16 protein-coding genes are annotated in these 19,604 nt (G+C 55.8%); 8 read left to right on the top strand and 8 right to left on the bottom strand.

Features of this window, described 5'->3' with window-relative positions; translation table 11 throughout:
* The first annotated feature begins 144 nt into the window (after window positions 1-144).
* Entirely contained in the window at window positions 145-1,620 is a 1,476-nt protein-coding gene (locus tag G516_RS23385; RefSeq protein ID WP_084645249.1) for an MFS transporter, read from the top strand.
* Between the two features lie 170 nt (window positions 1,621-1,790).
* On the top strand, window positions 1,791-4,085 hold the full coding sequence (gene ggpS, locus G516_RS23380) for a glucosylglycerol-phosphate synthase (RefSeq protein WP_051219628.1): 2,295 nt from the start codon (window positions 1,791-1,793) through the stop codon (window positions 4,083-4,085).
* Window positions 4,086-4,238: 153 nt separating this feature from the next.
* Here the strand turns inward: ggpS and orn are convergent, their stop codons facing one another.
* Window positions 4,239-4,784, bottom strand: coding sequence for an oligoribonuclease (gene orn, locus G516_RS0119195; protein WP_028295021.1), 546 nt, complete (start codon window positions 4,782-4,784; stop codon window positions 4,239-4,241).
* Window positions 4,785-4,979: 195 nt separating this feature from the next.
* Between orn and G516_RS0119190 the strand changes: the two genes are divergently transcribed.
* Entirely contained in the window at window positions 4,980-5,315 is a 336-nt protein-coding gene (locus G516_RS0119190; RefSeq protein WP_156879113.1) for a hypothetical protein, read from the top strand.
* 73 nt (window positions 5,316-5,388) lie between these two features.
* On the top strand, window positions 5,389-6,417 hold the full coding sequence (gene rsgA / locus G516_RS0119185) for a small ribosomal subunit biogenesis GTPase RsgA (RefSeq protein ID WP_028295019.1): 1,029 nt from the start codon (window positions 5,389-5,391) through the stop codon (window positions 6,415-6,417).
* Between the two features lie 296 nt (window positions 6,418-6,713).
* On the opposite strand, the gene G516_RS23375 is transcribed toward rsgA, so the two are convergent.
* The gene (locus G516_RS23375; RefSeq protein WP_036537551.1) at window positions 6,714-7,706 is read right to left on the bottom strand and encodes an OmpA family protein; all 993 of its coding nucleotides are present in this window, start codon (window positions 7,704-7,706) and stop codon (window positions 6,714-6,716) included.
* Entirely contained in the window at window positions 7,706-8,557 is an 852-nt protein-coding gene (gene motA, locus G516_RS0119175; RefSeq protein ID WP_028295018.1) for a flagellar motor stator protein MotA, read from the bottom strand. Before motA ends, G516_RS23375 begins: the two co-directional genes overlap by 1 nt.
* Window positions 8,558-8,637: 80 nt before the next feature.
* Here motA and G516_RS0119170 point away from each other — a divergent pair, with 80 nt between their 5' ends.
* The 3 genes from G516_RS0119170 (at window position 8,638) to asd (ending at window position 12,399) form a co-directional block, all read left to right on the top strand.
* Complete coding sequence (locus G516_RS0119170; protein ID WP_084645247.1) at window positions 8,638-10,377, top strand: HDOD domain-containing protein; 1,740 nt, start codon at window positions 8,638-8,640, stop codon at window positions 10,375-10,377.
* Between the two features lie 60 nt (window positions 10,378-10,437).
* The gene (locus G516_RS0119165) at window positions 10,438-11,277 is read left to right on the top strand and encodes a sulfurtransferase (RefSeq protein ID WP_036537548.1); all 840 of its coding nucleotides are present in this window, start codon (window positions 10,438-10,440) and stop codon (window positions 11,275-11,277) included.
* A gap of 69 nt (window positions 11,278-11,346) precedes the next feature.
* Window positions 11,347-12,399, top strand: a complete 1,053-nt coding sequence (gene asd, locus G516_RS23370) for an archaetidylserine decarboxylase (RefSeq protein WP_211225150.1) — start codon at window positions 11,347-11,349, stop codon at window positions 12,397-12,399.
* An 89-nt stretch (window positions 12,400-12,488) separates the two neighbouring features.
* Here the strand turns inward: asd and G516_RS0119155 are convergent, their stop codons facing one another.
* A complete protein-coding gene (locus G516_RS0119155) occupies window positions 12,489-13,424 on the bottom strand; it encodes an AraC family transcriptional regulator (protein ID WP_028295015.1) in 936 nt (311 codons plus the stop codon).
* Window positions 13,425-13,798: 374 nt separating this feature from the next.
* Between G516_RS0119155 and G516_RS0119150 the strand changes: the two genes are divergently transcribed.
* Window positions 13,799-14,920 (top strand): CocE/NonD family hydrolase, encoded by a 1,122-nt coding sequence (locus G516_RS0119150; RefSeq protein ID WP_028295014.1) that lies wholly within the window; start codon window positions 13,799-13,801, stop codon window positions 14,918-14,920.
* A gap of 79 nt (window positions 14,921-14,999) precedes the next feature.
* Here the strand turns inward: G516_RS0119150 and G516_RS0119145 are convergent, their stop codons facing one another.
* The 4 genes from G516_RS0119145 to epmA form a co-directional block, all read right to left on the bottom strand.
* Complete coding sequence (locus tag G516_RS0119145; protein WP_036537544.1) at window positions 15,000-15,440, bottom strand: hypothetical protein; 441 nt, start codon at window positions 15,438-15,440, stop codon at window positions 15,000-15,002.
* 102 nt (window positions 15,441-15,542) lie between these two features.
* The gene (locus G516_RS0119140; RefSeq protein ID WP_084645245.1) at window positions 15,543-17,123 is read right to left on the bottom strand and encodes a HupE/UreJ family protein; all 1,581 of its coding nucleotides are present in this window, start codon (window positions 17,121-17,123) and stop codon (window positions 15,543-15,545) included.
* Window positions 17,107-18,375 carry a DUF3500 domain-containing protein gene (locus G516_RS23365; RefSeq protein WP_051219627.1) on the bottom strand — a complete coding sequence of 423 codons (1,269 nt, stop codon included), beginning with the start codon at window positions 18,373-18,375 and terminating at the stop codon, window positions 17,107-17,109. The genes G516_RS0119140 and G516_RS23365 overlap by 17 nt, the downstream gene beginning before the upstream one ends.
* Before the next feature lie 270 nt (window positions 18,376-18,645).
* A complete protein-coding gene (epmA, locus tag G516_RS0119125; protein ID WP_028295011.1) occupies window positions 18,646-19,572 on the bottom strand; it encodes an EF-P lysine aminoacylase EpmA in 927 nt (308 codons plus the stop codon).
* Window positions 19,573-19,604 lie beyond the last annotated feature (32 nt).

Raw genomic sequence — 19,604 nt, 5'->3', positions numbered from 1 at the left:
GCCATCTCGGCTTTCAGAAACTCCAAAGTTGCCAATGTCGGCCAATTGAACCGTTCCATTCAAACATCGCCGACAACCAGCCAGCGTCTGGTTCATGCTGTGTTTCATGCTCTATCAAAACCACCGCATAGAGGAGAACCGAAGATGTTGCCCATGATTGTACCGGTGGGGTCGCTGCTGTTGGGCGTCTCGCTGTTGCTGTTCGGAAACGGACTGCTGAACACCCTGCTGGCCTTGCGGGGCGGTATGGAAGGCTACAGTGACAGCCTGATTGGCTACATCATGTCGGGCTACTTTGTGGGTTTCTTCGTCGGCTTTTATGCCGGCATTCCCATGCTCAGACGCATTGGCCATATCCGTGCCTTTGCACTCTGCGCGGCGATTTCAGCAGCGGTGGTTTTAACCCACGTATTGCTGGTAAACCCTTACAGCTGGATGCTGCTGCGTGTGGTCACCGGAGCCGTGCTGGTGATTCTGTACACCATCATTGAAAGCTGGCTGAACGACGTCACTCCCGCCGAAAAACGCGGTCAGGTGTTTGCCGTGTACATGGCGGTTAACCTGGGTTCGCTAGCGCTGACCCAGCAGCTGTTGCAACTCGACAGCCCGATGAATTTCACCCTCTTTGCACTGGCTGCCATGCTGGTGTGCATCAGCCTGGTGCCCATTACCTGGACCCGGCTGGCGCAGCCGTCGGTGGCCGAGGTCAAACGGTTTTCGCTGCGCAAGCTGCTGAAAATTGCGCCCATTGCTGTTGCTGGCGGGGTTTTATCGGGCCTTGCCATGGGGGCCTTCTGGGGCCTGATGCCAGTGTATGGCCAGCGTATTGGGCTGGAAAGCGGTCAGGTGGCGACGCTGATGTCTGCCTCTATTGTGGGTGGTGCCTTGTTCCAGTACCCATTGGGCCGCTATTCCGACAAGCACGACCGCCGCTGGGTGCTGGGTATTACCGCCGCAGTCGGCTTTGGCATTGCACTGGTGTCATGGATGCTGCCAACGCCCTACTGGCTGGTACTGTTAAGCATGGCCCTGTGGGGCGGCGCGGCATTTGCCATTTATCCGGTGTCGGTTGCCCATCTGGTCGATCACATTGACCACCGCGACATTTTGCCCGCGGGCAGCGCCCTGTTGCTGTTGCATGGCATGGGGGCAGCCGTTGGACCGGCACTGGCAGGTACTCTGATGGAATGGACCTCCGCTACCACCTTGTTGCTGTACTTTGCCTTGGCCCACGGCCTGATTGCTCTCTATGTTGGCTTCAAACTCACCCGCCCGGCCGCCATTGCCGAGCCGGAGCCAGAATCCACCAGCCACTTTGTGCCCATGGTGCGTACCACACCTGCGGTGCTGGAAATGATTCCTGAAGAAGATACGGAGATGACCAACGAACCAGAAACAGATTCAGGCTCTTCAGGCTCCGCCGCGAACCCAAACACCTCTGGCTCCGCTGAGCACTCAAACACCTCTGGCTCTTCCGAGCACAGGGCAGCGAATGACGACAGCCACAAAGCAGACATTGATAGCCAATCGCTATCGAATTCTGAAAATAACTCAGGTAAGGTAAATAAACGATCAGAAAACACTCAGCACGAGGAACATCTTCCTCCATTGGGATTCTGACTTTCACAACGTCCGCTTGTCCTACATGGACCCTGACAGCGGCATCCACCAGCCCGCAGCCTTGCCTCCAGGGTTGCGAGTGCAGGCCCCTCAATGACGAGAGGCCCTAACCGTCAATCGGAACCGCCCGTGGTCAACACGGAACCAGTTCCGGAAGGAGATACAATCCAATGTTACTTGCAACAGACCTTGATGGAACCTTGCTCGCAGGCTCTCAAGAGGCCCGTTACCAGCTTTACCAACTGATCAGTCACCATCCGCACATCCAGCTGGCCTATGTGACCGGCCGTGGTCTGGAAATGGTTATCCCGCTGCTGTCCGACCCATCGCTGCCCAAGCCCGACTACATCATCTGCGACGTAGGCGCGACCATCGTGGATGGCGACACCTTGCAACCCATTGGCGATATTCAGGCCGAAATCGAACACAACTGGCCCGGTGAAGTGGCCGTTGCCAGCGCACTGGATGCCTTCCCCAACCTTATTCGTCAGGACGTACCGCAAGAGCGCCGCTGCTCGTACGATTGCCAACCTGAAGAAGTCACCGATGAGGTTCGTGAAGTCATCAGCAAGCTCGGTTGCGACCTGCTGTATTCCTATCATCAATACCTCGACATATTGCCGCGTGGCGTGAACAAGGGCACCACCCTGCAATCGCTGATTGACCATTTGGGGCTGGCCCAGAACGAAGTGCTGATTGCGGGCGACAGCCTCAACGACCTGGCCATGCTATCGCTGGATTACCCGGCCGTGTGCGTGGGTGGTTCTGAAGACCGTTTGTTGGAGCACACCGAGCGCGAATCGCTGGTTTACCACGCCAATGAAGTTGGTGCTGGCGGCATTATTGAAGCCTTTAATCAGTACGGATTCCTCGGCGAGCAAGGCGTCGCCCATGAAACCCGTGACGACGTTCAACCCGGTAAATCCGATCTGGTGGTGGTCTATCACCGCCTGCCATTTGAAGAGTCGGTGGAAAACGGTGCTGTGGTCGAGCGCCAGCCATCGTCACCGAACGGCATTATCCCGACTCTGCTGAGCTTCTTCGGTGACGGTAAAACCGGTTCCTGGGTGGCCTGGTCGAGCGTCAGTCCATCAACGCCGGGCTACAAGACCCGTTCTTCGGTCGACAAGGTCAAATACCCGAATCTGGCGGTTGCCCGGGTCAACCTGACCAAGCAGGAAGTGGATATCTTCTACAAGAAATTCTCCAAGGAGGCTTTCTGGCCAACCCTGCATACCTTTTGGGAGCGCGCGACCTTCCTTGAGGAAGACTGGCAGGTGTTCCTGAAGGTGAACAAGAAATTCGCCGAACAAACCGCTTTGGAAGCGGCAGAAAACGCCACCGTGTGGATTCACGATTACAACCTCTGGATGGTACCCGCCTACCTGCGCGAAATGCGTCCGGACCTGACCATTGCTTTCTTCCACCACACCTATTTCCCATCCGCCGACGTGTTCAATGTGGTGCCATGGAGAAAAGAGATCATCGGCAGCCTGCTGCAGTGCGATTTTGTCGGCTTCCACATTCCGCGTCAGTCAGAGAACTTTATCGACGTCGCCCGTGGTGTGACGCCACTGAAAGTGATCGAACGCACCAACTGTGCGCCGCGTTTCCTGACTTACGGCTGTGCGGTGGGACTTGAGGAAATGACTTCGGTGATTGAAGTGAATGGTCGTCGTATTCATCTGGGCGCTCACCCGGTAGGGCTGGATTTGGGCCGCATCACCCACTCCCTCGACGACCCGGCGATTCAGAAGCAAATTGAAAATCTCAAGTCCGAACTGGAAGGCACCAAGGTGCTGCTGTCGGTTGAGCGCCTCGACTACACCAAGGGTATTCTGGAAAAACTGCAAGCCTTTGAGCGTTTGCTGGACGAACATCCGGAGCTGATTGGCGAGGTTACGCTGATCACCGTGTGCGTGCCTGCGGCCAAGGAAATGACGATTTACGCTGAGCTGCAAACCGAGATTGAGCAGGCGGTTGGTCGTATCAATGGCCGTTTTGCCCAGGTCGGCTGGATGCCGCTGCAGTTCTTCTTCCGCAAGGTGCCGTTTGAACAGTTGGTGGCCTACTACGCCGTCGCCGATGTGATGTGGATTACGCCACTGCGCGATGGTCTTAATCTGGTGGCTAAGGAATACGTGGCGACCCAGGGCATGATTGACGGCGACGGTGTACTGGTGCTGTCGGAATTTGCCGGTGCCGCCGCCGAGCTGAAAGGCGCGGTGCTGACCAACCCACATTCTCCTCATGAGCTGGCGGACTCGGCATGGCAGGGCCTAACCATGGACAAGGGCGAAGCCAAGGCCCGCCTGCGCGATGCCTATGACGCGGTGCAATATTACGATATTGACCACTGGGGCAAGGATTTCCTCGATGCCGTCGAACGGGCTCGCCAGTCCAATCTGGCCGTGCAGCATGCGCAAATGCACACCGCAGACAAACCGTCAGAAGCCCTGTCCTGATTTCCGACCTAGCCCTGAACAAGCGGGGCCCTCTGACCAAAAACAAACAGGCCAGCGTGATGCTGGCTTGTTTGCCTGGGTTTTAGGTATGGGTTTTCGGTATGGGTTATCTGTGTGGGGCGGCCTGTTTCGGCCAGACTGGCATCAACCCCATCACTGACTGATCAGGAAATGCTGGCGGTAATGCTTGAGCTCGTTGATCGACTCACGAATATCGTCCAGCGCCTGATGCGTACCGGTTTTGGTGAACGATGACACCACCGCCGGGTTCCAGCGCTTGGCCAGCTCTTTGAGAGTGCTAACGTCGATGTTGCGGTAATGGAAGAAGGCTTCCAGCTCCGGCATGTATTTCACCAGAAAACGACGGTCCTGATGGATGCTGTTGCCACACAGTGGCGAGGTGCCTGCTTTCACGTGTTGCTTGAGGAACGCCAGGGTTTCCAGCTCGGCGGCACGGCAGTTGAATTCACTGTCCTTCACCCGCTGGGTCAGACCCGAGTTGCCGTGGGTACGGGTGTTCCACTCGTCCATGGCGTCCAGCAAAATGTCTGGCTGCTTGATGGCCATTACCGGTCCTTCGGCAATCACGTTCATATTGCTGTCGGTGACGATGGTGGCGATTTCAATAATCACATCACGCTCTGGCTCCAGACCGGTCATTTCCAGATCCATCCACACCAGATTGTCTTGCTGACTCATGTTTCTTTCCCGTTGAGGTTTGCTGAAATTCTAGCGGCTAACGGCCCAAGGTGGGAGTGTCGGGCTTTGGTTATAAATCCACATAAATACTAATGAGATTTTTAACACCCCTGATTTTGTGAACCAGTTCCGATTATATTGTCCGACAATCACTATATTTCTGACCCCTCAGTCAGCTGTTGAAAGAGTTTCGTTTTGACCCGGAAGTCCCTCGCCTTGCCCGACCAGCAGTGCAGCAGCAATCAGGCAGTCTATGAAGAACTCGACAAAATCCACCGCAAAAGTGTGCTGATCGCCGTACTGGATGCTCCCGGCATGATGCTGGTGGCGTTTGGATTTTTTGGCCGTTTCAGTCCTTACAGCCGCGATGTCCACCCACTGCTATCCAACCCTGAAGTAAACATCAGCATGATTGCCGCAGGCTCGGTCTGGATGCTGTTGTGCGCAAGCGGCTTGCTGATGCTGGGCTCCCAACGTCGTCGTCTGCAACGCCAGTTGACCGACGTGAACGGTTCTACCGCGGCGCTGTAATATCCTCCTCCCCACTTGCGCCCTTGCTGACCAAACCGGAGAATAGCGGCCTTCGTTGAATTCAGAGAGTCGCATGGCCAAACGCAAGCTCACCAAAAAACAAACCTGGCGCATCGCCAAGATCCAGGAAGAAAAAGCCAAACGGGCCGAGCAAAAGGAAGCCGAAATTTCCGATCAGCTCAGCGCCGGTGAGCTGGGTGATGAAATTCATGGCCAGGTGATCGCGCACTTTGGTTCGCAGGTTGAAATTGAAGACCGCGAGCGCAATTCCTACCGTTGTTTTATGCGCGCCAACCTTGGGCCGCTGGTGACTGGCGACATGGTGGTGTTTCGCCCCGGCGCTGAAAACGACAAGGGTATTCGTCAGGGAGTGGTTGAAACCCGCCTCGACCGCGAGTCCGAACTGTCGCGCCCGAATCCCTACAACGAAATCAAACCCGTTGCTGCCAACATCGATTTTATTGTGCTGGTGGTCGCGCCTGAGCCTCACGCTCACGCCAACCTGATTGACCGCTATCTGGTCGCCTGTGAAAACTGCCACATTGAGCCCATCATCCTGCTCAACAAGGTCGACCTGCTGGACGACCTCAGCCGTTTCCACTTGTACCCTCTGCTGGAGCGCTACCACAATCTGGGCTATCAGATTTTACAGGTCAGCGCCAAAGACCCGGACAGCCTTGGCGATCTGAAGGACTTTCTCAACGACCGGGTCAGTGTCTTTGTTGGCCAATCTGGTGTGGGTAAATCGTCCCTGATCGACACCTTGCTGCCAGACGTCGAACTGAAAGTCGGTGCCTTGTCTGAAAACACCCGCAAGGGCAAGCACACCACCACCACCGCCCGCTTGTACCACTTCCCGGCCGGTGGCGACTTGATCGACTCCCCCGGAATCCGCGAATTTGGCCTCTGGCACATGAGCGAAGACGAAGTGCTGTACGGCTTCCGTGAATTGCGTGATCTGGCGGGCCACTGCCGCTTCCGCGACTGCCGCCACGAAAGCGAACCGGGCTGTGCGTTGATAGAGGCGGTTGATAACGACGAAGTAACGCCAGAACGTTTTGTCAGCTACAAACGGATTCTGGAAACCCTGTCCGAGCTCTGATCGCGCCGCTACTCGTAAAGGGGACATCTATTTAATCCTGCACGGCTCTGCGCGAGTGTTGCCGTTGTTCAGTGCAAGGCGACGAATGCAGCGAAATGACGAACCTGTCCGGTCGAGTCTTTTCAAGTTCGTCAACACAGCACTGGGCGGCGGCAACCCGCGCCCTGCGGGGGCTGCCGGATGATCTCGACTCTGTGTCGCCGACTTTTGACTTGACCCGTCAGGCCTACAAGTCGGCTTCGTGATTCGAAACCATCCGGCAGCCCAGAGTGAGCACCGGATTAAATAGATGTCCCCTAAAGATTCGGCGGATTATCGTACTGATTGTCCGGCCGATCGCGGTTTTGCTGCACTCGGCCAACGTCTGAGTCCGCTCGCCCGGCAGCGTTTTCAGTTTGTTGGGCGCGGCGATCTTCATCCTGCTGCTGTTCAAAGTAGTCCAGCTCCTGCTCACGTTTTTCCGCTTTCGGCCGCAACAACAGCAAGCCAATACGGCGATTTACCGCTGCGGTCGGATCATCCGGATTGTATGGCGCGGTATCGCCCATACCCACGACCCGGGCAATCTGCTGGTTTTCCACCCCGGCTTCAACCAACGCAAAACGGGCGGCGTCTGCCCGCGCTGCCGACAACAGCCAGTTGCCATTGTCTTCCGCCAGACCGCTGGGGTTATTCGGCATGGCATCGGTGTGACCAGTGACCGAAATCGACAAGCTCGACTGCGCCAGTGTTGGGGCCAGTTCCCACAGAATATCCTCGGTGTAATAGGTCAGCCGGGCGCTGCCGGTTTCGAACATGGGCCGTTCGCGGCGGTCGACGATTTGCAGCCGCAAGCCTTCGGTGGTCATGTCCAGCATGATTTGGTTCTTGAAGGGGCTGAGTGTCGGGCTGGCAATGATCAGTTCTTCCAGCATCTGTTCCAGATGCTCCAACTGATCCTGATCCTCACCGTCGCTGCTGCGCGGATTGGCTTGCAGATCGACCATTGGGTCCGATGCGCCGTCCTGACCGACATTGGCCTGAATCGATGGTGATCCGCCCAGATCAATAGGCGTCGCCGATGGCGCCAGGCGGCCATCTTCAAATGCACGGGGGTCCTGAAAGTAGCCGGAAATGGCCTTGCGTTCGTCTTCGGTGGAGTTATTGATGATCCACAGCACCAGAAACAGCGCCATCAGTGCCAGCGCGAAATCCGCCATCGCCACTTTCCAGGCGCCGCCATGATCTTCGTGACGAACACGGCCGCCCCGTCGAATAACGATGGGCGGCTGTGGACCGAGATTCTCCATCAGCGGCCTCTCAAACGGCCGTCCAGCTCACTGAAGCTGGGGCGGCTATGAGCAAACAGCGCCTTACGACCAAACTCCACCGCCAGCTGTGGCTGCAAGCCATGCAAGGAAGCAATGATGGCGGCTTTGGCAGCGTCGTACAGACGAATTTCATCTTCGGCCAGATGCTTCATTTTGGCAGCCAGCGGTCCCACCAAACCGTAAGACAGCAGCACGCCAGAAAACGTACCGACCAGGGCCGCCGCCACATGAGCACCAATTTCGGTAATATCGCCACCAATGGCGCCCATGGTGATCACAATGCCGAGCACCGCGGCCACGATACCAAAGCCCGGCAGCGCATCGGCGACCTTGCCGAGCGCACCGGCGGGTTGTTCCAGCTCGTGCAGGCGCGTATCAATCTCATGATCCATCAGGCCTTCCAGCTCGTAGGCGCTGAGGTTGCCGACCACAATGATGCGAAAATAGTCGGCAATAAAATTCGCCAGTTCGGCGTTCTTCTGAACACTGGGGTAACGGGCGAACAAGGCGCTGGACTGCGGGTTATCGATGTCGTCCTCAATCGACATCATGCCTTCCCGGCGCGATTTGCCGAGGATGTCGTAAATCAGCGCCAGCACTTCCATTTCGCGCACCTTGTGATGTCGCGCTCCCATGATGGCCTGCGGGATTTGCGCCATGCTGCGGGAAACCACAGCCCATGGGTTGGAAATCAGAAACGCCCCCACTGCCGCACCGACAATGATGAGAATTTCGAACGGCTGCCATAAGGCCAATAGCTGGCCATGGGACATCACAAACCCATACAGCACGCTTCCAAATACGATGATGACTCCTAGCAAAAACAACATGCTGGCGGGCGCCCCCTGCTCTCGATGAGAAATTCCTGTCTATAGTTAAGGACACGACTCACGTTTACTCAAATACGGACATGAAACCAGACCTACGAACATTCACTTCATTGCCGTTTGGCAAGCAGGATTGGGACGCCGTTCTCAAAACCAACAGCCTGCCGATACTGGAAGAAACCCGGTCGCGGCTGCACACCCTGCTGCGTGACAAACAGGTGAATTTCAACGATCTGGCCCCCGAGGTAGAGAAAGACCCGGCGCTGTGTCTGCAAATTCAGCGTCTGGCGGTACAACTGAACCCGGAAGCCATTCAGCAGATCAGCGGCGCGGCCAATTGTTTGTCCTTGCTGGGCATGCAGGAGCTGGTGCGACTGGTGAAGCAACTGCCGGTAGTGTCTGCCAGCAGCGAAGACCCGGCAGAACAGGCGTACCGCGCCGCACTGATTACCTCCAGCATGGCCGGCACCATTGCCGCCGTGATGACACACCACAAAGGCAACAACAGCGAACACTACGCCCGCTGGGGCGCCATGATGGTATTTGCCCCCCTGTGGCCCTGGCTGCTGCAACAGCCGCAAGCCCGCAATCTGCTGTATTACGTTTCCCGTGGGCTCGAAATCCAGACCGCACTGCAACAGGTTTGGGGAACCGATATGAAACCCTGGCACCCGCTGGTTAGCCGCTTTGCGCTGCCGCCACTGGCCCGCGATGCCTGGAATCCAACCAAGCAGCCGACGACAGCACAGTGGTCCATGTTGCGCCGCTACGACCCATGGGATCTGGAAAAAGAAAAAGGCAGGCCGTTGCTGCACTTGTGTCAGCGCCCGGAAATCACCCCGGTGATGGCCAACAGCCTGGCCTGGCACCTGCACATTAATCCGTACAGTAAACGCAGCCAGCGCTGGATTCAGATCATCAGCCACTGGCTCAGTAAATCCGCCGACGTGCTGATTCCACGGGTGCGAGAAACCCAGTTCAATACTGCACGCCACCAGCATTCGGCCTATTCCACCGGTATTCATGCCTTGTTATCGCCAGTGGCTCCAGTGTTCAGCGACTTGCTGTACCCATGGCTGGAAGAGGATGGCAGCGAAGCTCCAGAGCAGAACAACCTAGAACAGATAAACCACGAACAGAAAGTCACCGAACCGAATACGGCAGCCGGTGCAGCGGGTCTTAGTGCGCGGTCCGAGGCTCAAGACCTGCCAACTGAAGACCTGCCAACAGAAAGCCTGCCTGCCGACATAGATGAGAACGCCGCAGAACAGGAAGCCGAACGGCACCAGCAAGCCTTTAACGCCCTGCAAAGCCGACTGGAACAGGACGCCGCCAGTTTCGGAGACTGGAACACCCTGATGACCAGTCTGCTGGAAGGCATCCACGACGACATCGGCTTGCCGTTCGCCGCCGTGCTGTTACCTAACCGCGAGAAGTCGGCCATTCGTATGCTGTATCAACGCGGCCTCGGTGACGATCACCCGTTAATCGGCATCCAGACCCGCCTGCAACCCAACAACCTGTTCACCAAGCTGATGCAGCGCAGTGCCGCCATCGCCGTGCATGCCGCTAATCGTGATAACGTCCTCGGAGGCTTGCCCATGAACGTCGCTGAACGGTTGCCGTCGTTCTTTATGGCCATGTCAGTCAGTGCCGGCAGCAAGCCTATTGGAGTGGTCATTGCCGGCATCACTGACATTTCCCAGCCGTTGCCGGACAAACATCAATATCAGCAATTCAAACAGCTGTGTCACAGCGCCTCCCATGGACTGGCGGCCCTGAAACAGGCCTCCCTGAAGAAACAGCAAGCCACCAGCCACTGACAGAACAGTCCGGCTTGGATACACTGCTGGTTTGTTACACGTTTCCGGAGTTCTCTGTTCATGTCCCAGACGCCAAGCCTGCCGCTGCTGTTGGAAGTGGAAGACCTTGCCTCGCAATTGCCGCTTTCCAATGTGTTGATCATTGACCAGAGCAAGCTCGACGGCTACCTGCAACACCATGTGCCCGGAGCCGTACATCTGGACTTCAAACGCCTGCAACTGGGCGTTAAGCCAACCCCGGGCGCATTGCCATCGCTGCAACAGCTGTCCGAGGTATTCAGCGAGCTGGGGCTGACCCCGGATACCCATGTGATTGCCTATGACGACGAAGGTGGCGGCTGGGCTGGTCGCCTGATCTGGGCACTGGATATGATTGGCCACCGCCACTACAGCTACCTGAATGGCGGCATTCACGCTTGGCTAGCAGCGGGTTTGACCACCGACAGCGGCCAGCAGCTGCCAACCGCCAGTGACTATCAGGTTACCGAACTGCAAACCGGTTTCTCACTCAGCAAGCAAGACATCCTCGAGCGACTGGGCAATGACGATTTCATCGTCTGGGACGCCCGCTCAGAACAGGAATACACCGGCGAAAAAGTTGTCTCTGCTCGCGGTGGCCACATTCCAGGCGCGGTGAACTACGAATGGACTCGCGGCATGGACAAGCAACGCCACCTGCGTATCCAGAACCTTGATGAGTTCCGTCAGCTGCTGAGCGACATGGGCGTCACCGCCGACAAGGAAATTGCCACCCACTGCCAGAGCCATCACCGTTCCGGCTATACCTATCTGGTGGGCAAGATTCTGGGCCTCAACATCAAGGCCTACGCAGGCAGCTGGGCGGAATGGGGCAACGATCCAGACGTTCCAGTGGTTGAAGGCCCAAGCCCTCGCGGCTGATGTTTATTGCCATGGTGGCCAGCTTCACAGGGCCGTCCCAAAGAACACGTTATTCGGAGAACCTTTCTTTTGTTGAAAGATGACTTTTTTATCGCCAGCCAATACATCCTGCCACACCACCTGCTGTCTCGCGTGGTGGGCAAACTGGCTTCCTGCGAAAACCGCTGGGTCAAGAACCAGCTGATCCAACGCTTTATGCGTCAGTACGGTGTGCAACTGGACGAAGCCGTTCACCAGCACCCGCAGGACTACAAAAGCTTCAACGACTTCTTCACCCGCGCACTGCTGCCGGATGCCCGTCCACTGGACGAGCGTGCCGACAGTCTGCTGAGTCCGTGTGACGGTGCGGTATCACAAATTGGCCACATCCAGCGCGGCAAGATTTTCCAGGCCAAAGGCCAGGAGTTCTCACTGACCGAACTGCTGGGCGGCGACCGTGACCGTGCCGAGCCGTTTGTTGGTGGCAAATTTGCCACCCTGTACCTGTCGCCAAAAGATTACCACCGCGTTCATATGCCAATGGCAGGCACCCTGAAAGAAATGGTGTACGTGCCGGGCTCGCTGTTCTCGGTTAACCAAACCACCGCCGAGCGTGTACCGGGCTTGTTTGCCCGTAACGAGCGACTGGTGTGCATTTTTGAAACCGAACACGGCCCAATGGCCATGGTGCTGGTAGGCGCTATGATTGTTGCCGCCATCGAAACCGTTTGGGCTGGCCGGATTACCCCGCCAGAGCGCAAACTGAAAGTGTTCGACTTTGCCGACCCGCAACCTGTGGATCTGGCCCGCGGTGCCGAAATGGGTCGTTTCTGCCTCGGCTCTACCGTAGTGCTGTGCTTCCCCGATCAAATGATCGACTGGAGCAACGAACTGCAAGCCGGTACTGCCATTACCATGGGTAGCCGTATTGGTAGCGTCAGTGCTGTGGCTGCCACATTACCAGACACCCAGCCAGCAGAAGCGAAAGCAGCAGAAGACGCCGATGAAGACGCCAAGCGCTACGGCAAGGATGATGATGGCCAGGCTGATTCGGATAAGAGCGACTCGGATAAGAGTGATTCAGATAAGAGCGACTCGGATAAAAACGACCAGGACGACAGCCCGGAAAACGGTCAGGACTAACGGACCCTTCCGGCAGCATCCAAAAGCCATAAACCCAAAAGCCAGCAGACGCTGGCTTTTTTGTGCACTACCGCTTTGGGGAAGTCCTGTCAGGCCCCCTCTCCTGCCTGCCTCAGCTGATCAATATGACGCTTGGGTGATAGACCAAACATCCGGCCATATTCCCGACTGAACTGGGATGGGCTTTCATATCCAACCCGAAAGGCAGCAGTGGCTGCATCCAGATTCTCGTTCAGCATCAGCCGCTTGGCATCATTCAGGCGCAGCCATTTCTGATACTGCAAAGGGCTCATCGAGGTTAACAAACGGAAATGATGATTCATGGTCGTGGGGCTCATTTGTACATGATTCGCCAAATCCTCAATTCTGAGAGGCTTGGAGAAATTGCTCCTGAGCCAATTCACTGCCCTCACTATCCGGTTGCTTTGGCTTCCAACGGAAGCGATATGCCAAAACCGCTCAGCCAAATCGCTCGTCAATAGCCGATAGTGGATCTCTCGTTTAATCAGCGGAGCCAAGGCCGGAATCGCTTCAGGCTCATCCAGCAAAGTAATCAACCGATAGAATGGCTCAACCAAAGTGGGGGTAACCCTACCGATTGCACTACTACCTTCCAGTGAGCGCGTTTTTGGTGAAGGCATTTGGCTCTCGATCATGATCTCTGCCATAAGCCGAAAATCCAGGATGAGCATAAAACCAAGGGATGGCTTTTCAGGACTGGCAAGCAGTACCTGTGAGCTAGCGGGGAGATCCAATGAATTCATCAGAAAGTGTTCAGTGTCGTATACAAACGACTCCTCACCCACCAACAATTGTTTGGCGCCCTGAACAACAAACAGGATGCTCGGTACTGTCGTACAGAGGCAAGGTTCAGTGATGGAGTCACGCCTGAAGAAATAAAGCCCATCAACCTGGGTTTTCACATTTTCATCGTCAGCCGTATGACGCTCAATATGTTCGATCAGATCTGCGTACATGCCATCCAGCTCTCGTACTGAACGGTCTTTTACAGAGGGTGGTGCCATTAGCGCACTCCAGTAACGGGCAGACTCAAATCATACGGTACATCAGCAATAAAAATCCCCAACACCAACTACACCCGTTGGATCAGGCAATCATGTTAGCGAATCTGACTATCCCTCAATCGGTACAACCAACAAAAATACATAAGAGAGAAGTCTTTGAATTCATTTATCCATGCCGTTCATCGATATAAGCCGTTCATCGATATAAGCGATGGCTGATCGCCTAGAAGAAGAAACCGCTTTTTATCAATCGAAAAGGCAGTGGTGTTACTTCGCTTCCGTAGCGGAGGCAACCAAACAACGGCCCCAAATAAATCTCCTGATTTCGAAGCATTCATTATTCAGATACTGCAAAAAACACAGAGATATATTTAATGAAAGACACCCACGACACTCAAAAAGCGCAAGAAAAACACAGCGAAAGCCGCCGCAACGCACTTAAAAAAACCGGTGCAACCATAGCTGCACTGGGCGTTGCAGCAATGGGCTCGTCGGCTGCTGTGGCCAAGTCAACCACATCGGCACAACAATTAACGTTTACTGATAACGGCAAGTTGTGGGACAAGACATTTCCTAAAAGTGACAACGTTGATCACTCAAAAATCACCTTCAGAAACCGCTACGGCCTGACGCTGGCAGCGGATCTGTATCAACCGAAAAACAACAGTGGCAAATTGGCGGCCATTGCCGTCAGCGGTCCATTTGGTGCTGTGAAAGAGCAGTCTTCAGGCCTGTACGCTCAAACCATGGCTGAACGCGGTTTTATCACGTTGGCGTTTGACCCTTCCTATACCGGCGAAAGCAGCGGAGAACCACGAAACGTTGCCTCGCCAGATATTAATACTGAAGATTTCAGTGCTGCCGTTGATGCACTGGGTTCGCTGCCGAATGTGGACCGTGAGCGCATTGGCGCCATCGGTATTTGCGGCTGGGGCGGGTTCGTTCTGAATGCCACTGCCGCTGACAAACGCATCAAGGCAGTAGTGGCAAGCACCATGTACGACATCTCGCGCGTTAGTGCCCATGGTTACAATGACAGTGCAACTCCGGAACAACGCAGCCAAATGCTGGAGCAGTTAGGTCAACAACGCTGGCAAGATGTAGACAAGGGACAAACTGCGTACGGCCCTGTAATGAACACTCTTAAAGGTGGGGAGCCACAATTTATGGTGGATTATCACGACTACTATCGAACACCTCGCGGCTTCCATTCGCGGTCAGTGAATTCCAACGGCTCCTGGACGATGACCAATCCGCTGTCGTTCATGAATGCGCCTATCCTGAGCTATATCGGAGAAATCTCGCCACGTCCTATCCTGTTTATCCACGGCGAAAAAGCGCACTCACGCTACATGAGCGAAACAGCCTATGCGGCAGCCGCTGAACCGAAAGAGTTGATGATTATACCTGGCGCTGTACATACTGATTTATACGATCAGGTTGATGTAATTCCATTCGATAAGCTGAATACATTTTTCAAAACCCATCTTGTTTGATGGGTGTTACATCCTGATATATCAATACGCGTTAGCCGCAAGGCGACTAGCGCGTATTCTTTATGAGATGGATATAACGCTAGTTCGCACCCACAAGCTGGTCATCCAGGCAAGCCTGCGGCCACTGCAATTGGCTGGCTTGCGGGCGTAGCCGCAGCGACACCCACTCGCTGGAACCGTCCAGGTGAATATCACTGAAGCTCCATTGCGCGCGGTCCTGTTGTTGGTCTTGCCACAATACCGTGGCGAGGTCGGTCATCATGCCACTGAGGTCCGATGCCGCTGCAGTTTCCAGATGAGCCACGGTAAATTGTCCTCTGGCTGTCAGCGATTGCAGCGGTACCCGCACCTGCAAACCACCGCTTAGCCCGACCCGGGCAATCAGGGTTTCACAAGCGACTTCGGAAGCCTGCACTTGCGTCGACAGCAAACCAAGCCCCAGCACTGAAAACAGCAAGCCTGTCGTGCGGCGCAAAGCACCACGACGAAGCGGAGAAGGTACACGGGGCAAGGACGTCATGGTCAGATTCCGAAGCGAGGGATTGTTCGCAAATAGAACCATAACCGCTTGTGAAGTAGGCGAAGCCTGCGGCTTGGAAACGCAAGGCTTTGCCAACTACTGTCAGGGCTGTTTAGCCTTCAGAGAATCGGTATTGATCACCAGCTGCGGCGGCTGACGCAACGACAGCGCCCAAATAACCAGCAACAACAGTAACCAGCCACACGCCAATGCCACCGGCAAACCATCGGATAATCGATCGAGAGCATCGCTGACGGTCATCGGTAACCATTCCAGTCGCTGAACAATCCAGCCGCTTGCGATGGCCGCCAAAGCCACTGCCAACACCGTTTGCAGGCGTAAAAACACCCGAGTATGCCGACTCGCCAGCCACAACAATGGCGGCAGCAGTGCCACTACCAGCAGCAACTGCATCAGCTCAACGCCTAGGTTAAAGGCCAACAACGACCACAACAGATCCCACCCCTGACGATTCAGCTGATGCAGGATTTCAGCAAAGGCCGAGCCATGAATCAGGCCGAACAGCAGTGTCAGCGCAAACGTCAGTGCGCCGGGTTTTGAGTTCGGCTTCAGCACACTCAAGGCCGTCAGCAGAATGGTCAACGCCACCCCGATTTCGACCCACACCACCGGCATCAGCATCCAGCCAGCGGCTGCCAACAACAAACTGGTCATGTGGCCGAGGGTAAAACAGCTGACCTGAATGGCCAGCGGCTTCAGCACCGGTGTTCCCCAGCGTCGCCATGACGGAACTCGCCCGGCACTCCAGGCTGTGCTAAGCCCCAACCCCATCCCCCATAACGGCGCTGGTAGGAGCAAACACAGCATAAACATCAGGTGATCCGGGCCAAAGGCAATGTGCTCAAAGCCATACCCCAAATAACCGAGGTTGGAACGCCGACTGGTTGCTCTGTCGGCAAGCCAATCTTGCTGGGCCTGATACACCTGAGCCATGGGGATTTCGGTGTATTTACGACGTAGCCAGAATTCCCAGCCGGATTCCATTTCGGCGGCGTGAGCACTGTCGTTCTGCCCACTTGCAGCACCGTCGTGCGCCAATGCAGCCTGATAGCGCTGCTGGAAGTCATGCCTGCTGATTTGTCCCTCATTCCCACCACCTGTGCTTGTGGCATAGGCCAGGGTTACCAGCGTGCGGTGATTCACCACCCGGTGCACCAGAGTATCCACATCCAGCAACGCGGTAGAAGGCAAAGGCTCGACCGCCCGAATCGTCACAGCAATCAGTTCCGTGCCGAAGGTCTCGCGCAACGTGGTATCCAGCTGCCAACCGCTGATCGACCAGTCGATCACTTGCTGACGCTCGGCGCTGCGGTATATCTTCACATGCTGGCGCAGATAATCGCGGTAGTGCGCGCGGGCATCGTCTGTCAGTTCTGGCAACGTGACAGGCAAGCTCAGTTCGGCCAGATGCAGCTGATCTACGGGCATCGTCAGGCTGAACGACTGAATGGCTTTCTTTTCACCAGCGTCCAAAGCACCGGCATCCGAGGCACCAGCGTCCAAAGCCCTCTGCTCTGCCGATGGACTGAAAAACACCAACTGCGATGGCAGCGCCGGATGGGCTGCCACCGCGGAGATACCGAACGCCGCCAGCCAGCTGCACAGCAGCACCAGCTGACGGCCAACCGACTGAATAGCATACATCTTAAAGACTGTTGCCATAGTCCATGGTCTTGTCGCGGTACATGGTGTGGTAGTGAGTTTCGCTGCGAATCACAATGCCACCTTGCACAGCCACTTCGATCCACAAACGCGGGCCGTCAATGCGCATGTAGGTGCTGGTGTTATCGATATCCACACCGGCAGATTCACTGCCCGCCCAGGCCACATAGGTATCTGCAAAGGCCGCGTCCGAGGTGTAGGTTTCCATCAGGGAATCCACCACGTCGGCCGGGAAATCCCGCACCCACTGTTCGATGGCCGCGACCACCAATGCCTGCTGTGCGTCGCTCATGTAAGACACCAATAAGCCAGTGCGGTCACTGCCGCTCGGGTAGTCGGTTGGCAAGGTACCCGAACCGTTGTCTGGCCCCACCAGCACGTCGGAGAACGACTGGCCGCTCAGGTAAGCGGTGCTGAGTTCGGTGCTGGAAAGGGAGTCAAACACCGCCACCATGGCGTTGCCTTCGTCTTCAATCGGAGCCCAGGTTTCAGAGTTCAGCACAAAGCTTTCTTTTGGCTCCGAGGCAAAGTGGTTCGGTACCGGGTAGCCTTCGCCATACAAATAGGTGAGGTTGTACGCCAGATGGTGGCCACCGATTTGCAGCTGCCACTGGTCCGATGCCGATGGTGTGCCGAACACGGCAAAGTAGTAGTTATCCGAGCTGTAATCACTGCCACCGCCCTGCTCTTGCAGGTAATCATCGGCGGCCAGAATGCCCTGAAAATCCAGATAGCCAGCATCACTCAATGCCACCGAGGCCAGGTTCATGGCCAGCGCTTTCTGGGCAGTGGTCATATCACCCAGCTTGACCCCGTTGCGCTGGACATTGCCGGTAGGCAAGTTGGACCAGACCGTGCGGGCTTCCGAGTCAGAGAAATCGTATTGCATGGTTGCCAGCTGGCTGGAGTCAAGAGAATCCAGCAAGGCGTTGGCGGCACACGCCAGTTCCGTGGCGTAATCGTCACTGCTGCAATCGACAGTGGTGGTGCTGTCCGAGCTGTCAGTTGAGCTATCTGACGAAGAGTCGCTCGAACTGTCGGACGATGTATCTGTGGAGGTATCGCTGGAGGTATCGCTGGAGGTATCGCTGGAGGTATCCGTAGAGCTGTCGGTTGAACTGTCAGAGGTCGTTTCAGACGTACTGTCTGATGAACTTGAGCTGTCCGAACCACAACCGCTCAGGAACAAGGGTGATGTCGTTAAGGCCAGCGCCAACAGCGCCGGTTTGATATCGAGATTTGCGAGTGCCATAAGCCGATTCCACTCTGATGCCGTATGAACAAGAATTTTTCTCATTCAGATAATGCATCAGCCGCCGATAAAAAAATCGGCAGCGGTCGAGGCCAAAGGCAAAGCTATGCGGGAATTGGTAAAGTTTTTCAGCGCCGTCAACCAAACCGAAAGCGGCCCGTTATAGCAAGGTTGGACTCCGTAAAAACAAGACCAGCCTGGTGATTTCAACGCTGAACCGGCTTTTTTGTTTTACAACCTGGCGGTGAGCTATGGTCTGGGGGCTTTGGGCTATGCCCGCGACCAGTCAAACGCCAGCACATCGGCAATGGCACGGGTGCTCAAACGGTGCATCAGAATTCGATCCAGCCCCATCGCCACACCTGCACATGCAGGCATCCCCGCCGCCAGCGCAGCCAGCAAATGTTCATCCAGCGGCCGACCATTGGCTTCCAGTTCAAAACGTCGGCGTTGCTCTTCGGCGTCCGTCAGTTCGTGATAACCATTGGCCAGCTCACTGCCGTTCCAGAACAGTTCAAAACGCTCAGCCACCTCGATGCCCTGATGATTGCGGCGGGTTTTCGCCAATGCCGCCTGCGAGGCCGGGAAATCGTGAATAAACACCAGGGTGTTTTGCGGCAATGCTGGCTCCAGCAAATGACTGACAATCACATCCAGCCAGCCGTCGCGGGATAACTGCAAATCGTGGCCCGCACACTCAATGCCCAAGGCTTCGAGTTGCTGGTCGGTGCTGGCAAACGGATCAAGTCCACAGTACTGAATCACCGCTTGCTGATACTCCAGCGTCAGCACGTCGGTGCTCTCATCCAGCTGCAATAATTCACGGGCAAGGTCGGCCACTTCGGCCATCAGTCGATGGTGATCCCAGCCCACTCGATACCACTCCAGCATCGAGAACTCCGGATTATGACGCTGGCCCGCTTCGCCACGGCGGAACACCCGCGCAATCTGATAGATATCACCGCTGCCCGCACACAGCAGTCGCTTCATCGGATATTCCGGCGAGGTGTGCAAAAAGCGCTGATCGGAGGTTTGCATTGGTTCGATGTTGGGGTCCATTACCGCTGCCACCGACAAGACCGGGGTTTCCACTTCCATCACCTGACGACGATGGAAAAACTCCCGAATCTGTCGATTGCAGTCGGCCCGTGCCTTAAGCGCGGTCTGGGAAGCGGTTGGTTGCCAGCTGGTTGTCATGAAAATCTGCCTGAAACGAAAAGCGAAGCCCT

Source organism: Oceanobacter kriegii DSM 6294, from assembly GCF_000422845.1.
Classification (GTDB): Bacteria; Pseudomonadota; Gammaproteobacteria; order Pseudomonadales; family Oceanobacteraceae; genus Oceanobacter; species Oceanobacter kriegii.
This window is presented reverse-complemented; position numbering and strand designations above follow the sequence as displayed.

Bases quoted from the DNA above. Each gene is read 5' to 3' on its own strand.
- G516_RS0119150 (WP_028295014.1), top strand. From the start codon at position 13,799: ATGAAAGACACCCACGACACTCAAAAAGCGCAAGAAAAACACAGCGAA.
- G516_RS0119140 (WP_084645245.1), bottom strand. From the start codon at position 17,123: ATGGCAACAGTCTTTAAGATGTATGCTATTCAGTCGGTTGGCCGTCAG.
- G516_RS23365 (WP_051219627.1), bottom strand. From the start codon at position 18,375: ATGGCACTCGCAAATCTCGATATCAAACCGGCGCTGTTGGCGCTGGCC.
- motA (WP_028295018.1), bottom strand. From the start codon at position 8,557: ATGTTGTTTTTGCTAGGAGTCATCATCGTATTTGGAAGCGTGCTGTAT.
- G516_RS23385 (WP_084645249.1), top strand. From the start codon at position 145: ATGTTGCCCATGATTGTACCGGTGGGGTCGCTGCTGTTGGGCGTCTCG.
- G516_RS0119165 (WP_036537548.1), top strand. From the start codon at position 10,438: ATGTCCCAGACGCCAAGCCTGCCGCTGCTGTTGGAAGTGGAAGACCTT.
- G516_RS0119145 (WP_036537544.1), bottom strand. From the start codon at position 15,440: ATGACGTCCTTGCCCCGTGTACCTTCTCCGCTTCGTCGTGGTGCTTTG.
- G516_RS23375 (WP_036537551.1), bottom strand. From the start codon at position 7,706: ATGGAGAATCTCGGTCCACAGCCGCCCATCGTTATTCGACGGGGCGGC.
- rsgA (WP_028295019.1), top strand. From the start codon at position 5,389: ATGGCCAAACGCAAGCTCACCAAAAAACAAACCTGGCGCATCGCCAAG.
- ggpS (WP_051219628.1), top strand. From the start codon at position 1,791: ATGTTACTTGCAACAGACCTTGATGGAACCTTGCTCGCAGGCTCTCAA.
- G516_RS0119170 (WP_084645247.1), top strand. From the start codon at position 8,638: ATGAAACCAGACCTACGAACATTCACTTCATTGCCGTTTGGCAAGCAG.
- G516_RS0119155 (WP_028295015.1), bottom strand. From the start codon at position 13,424: ATGGCACCACCCTCTGTAAAAGACCGTTCAGTACGAGAGCTGGATGGC.
- orn (WP_028295021.1), bottom strand. From the start codon at position 4,784: ATGAGTCAGCAAGACAATCTGGTGTGGATGGATCTGGAAATGACCGGT.
- epmA (WP_028295011.1), bottom strand. From the start codon at position 19,572: ATGACAACCAGCTGGCAACCAACCGCTTCCCAGACCGCGCTTAAGGCA.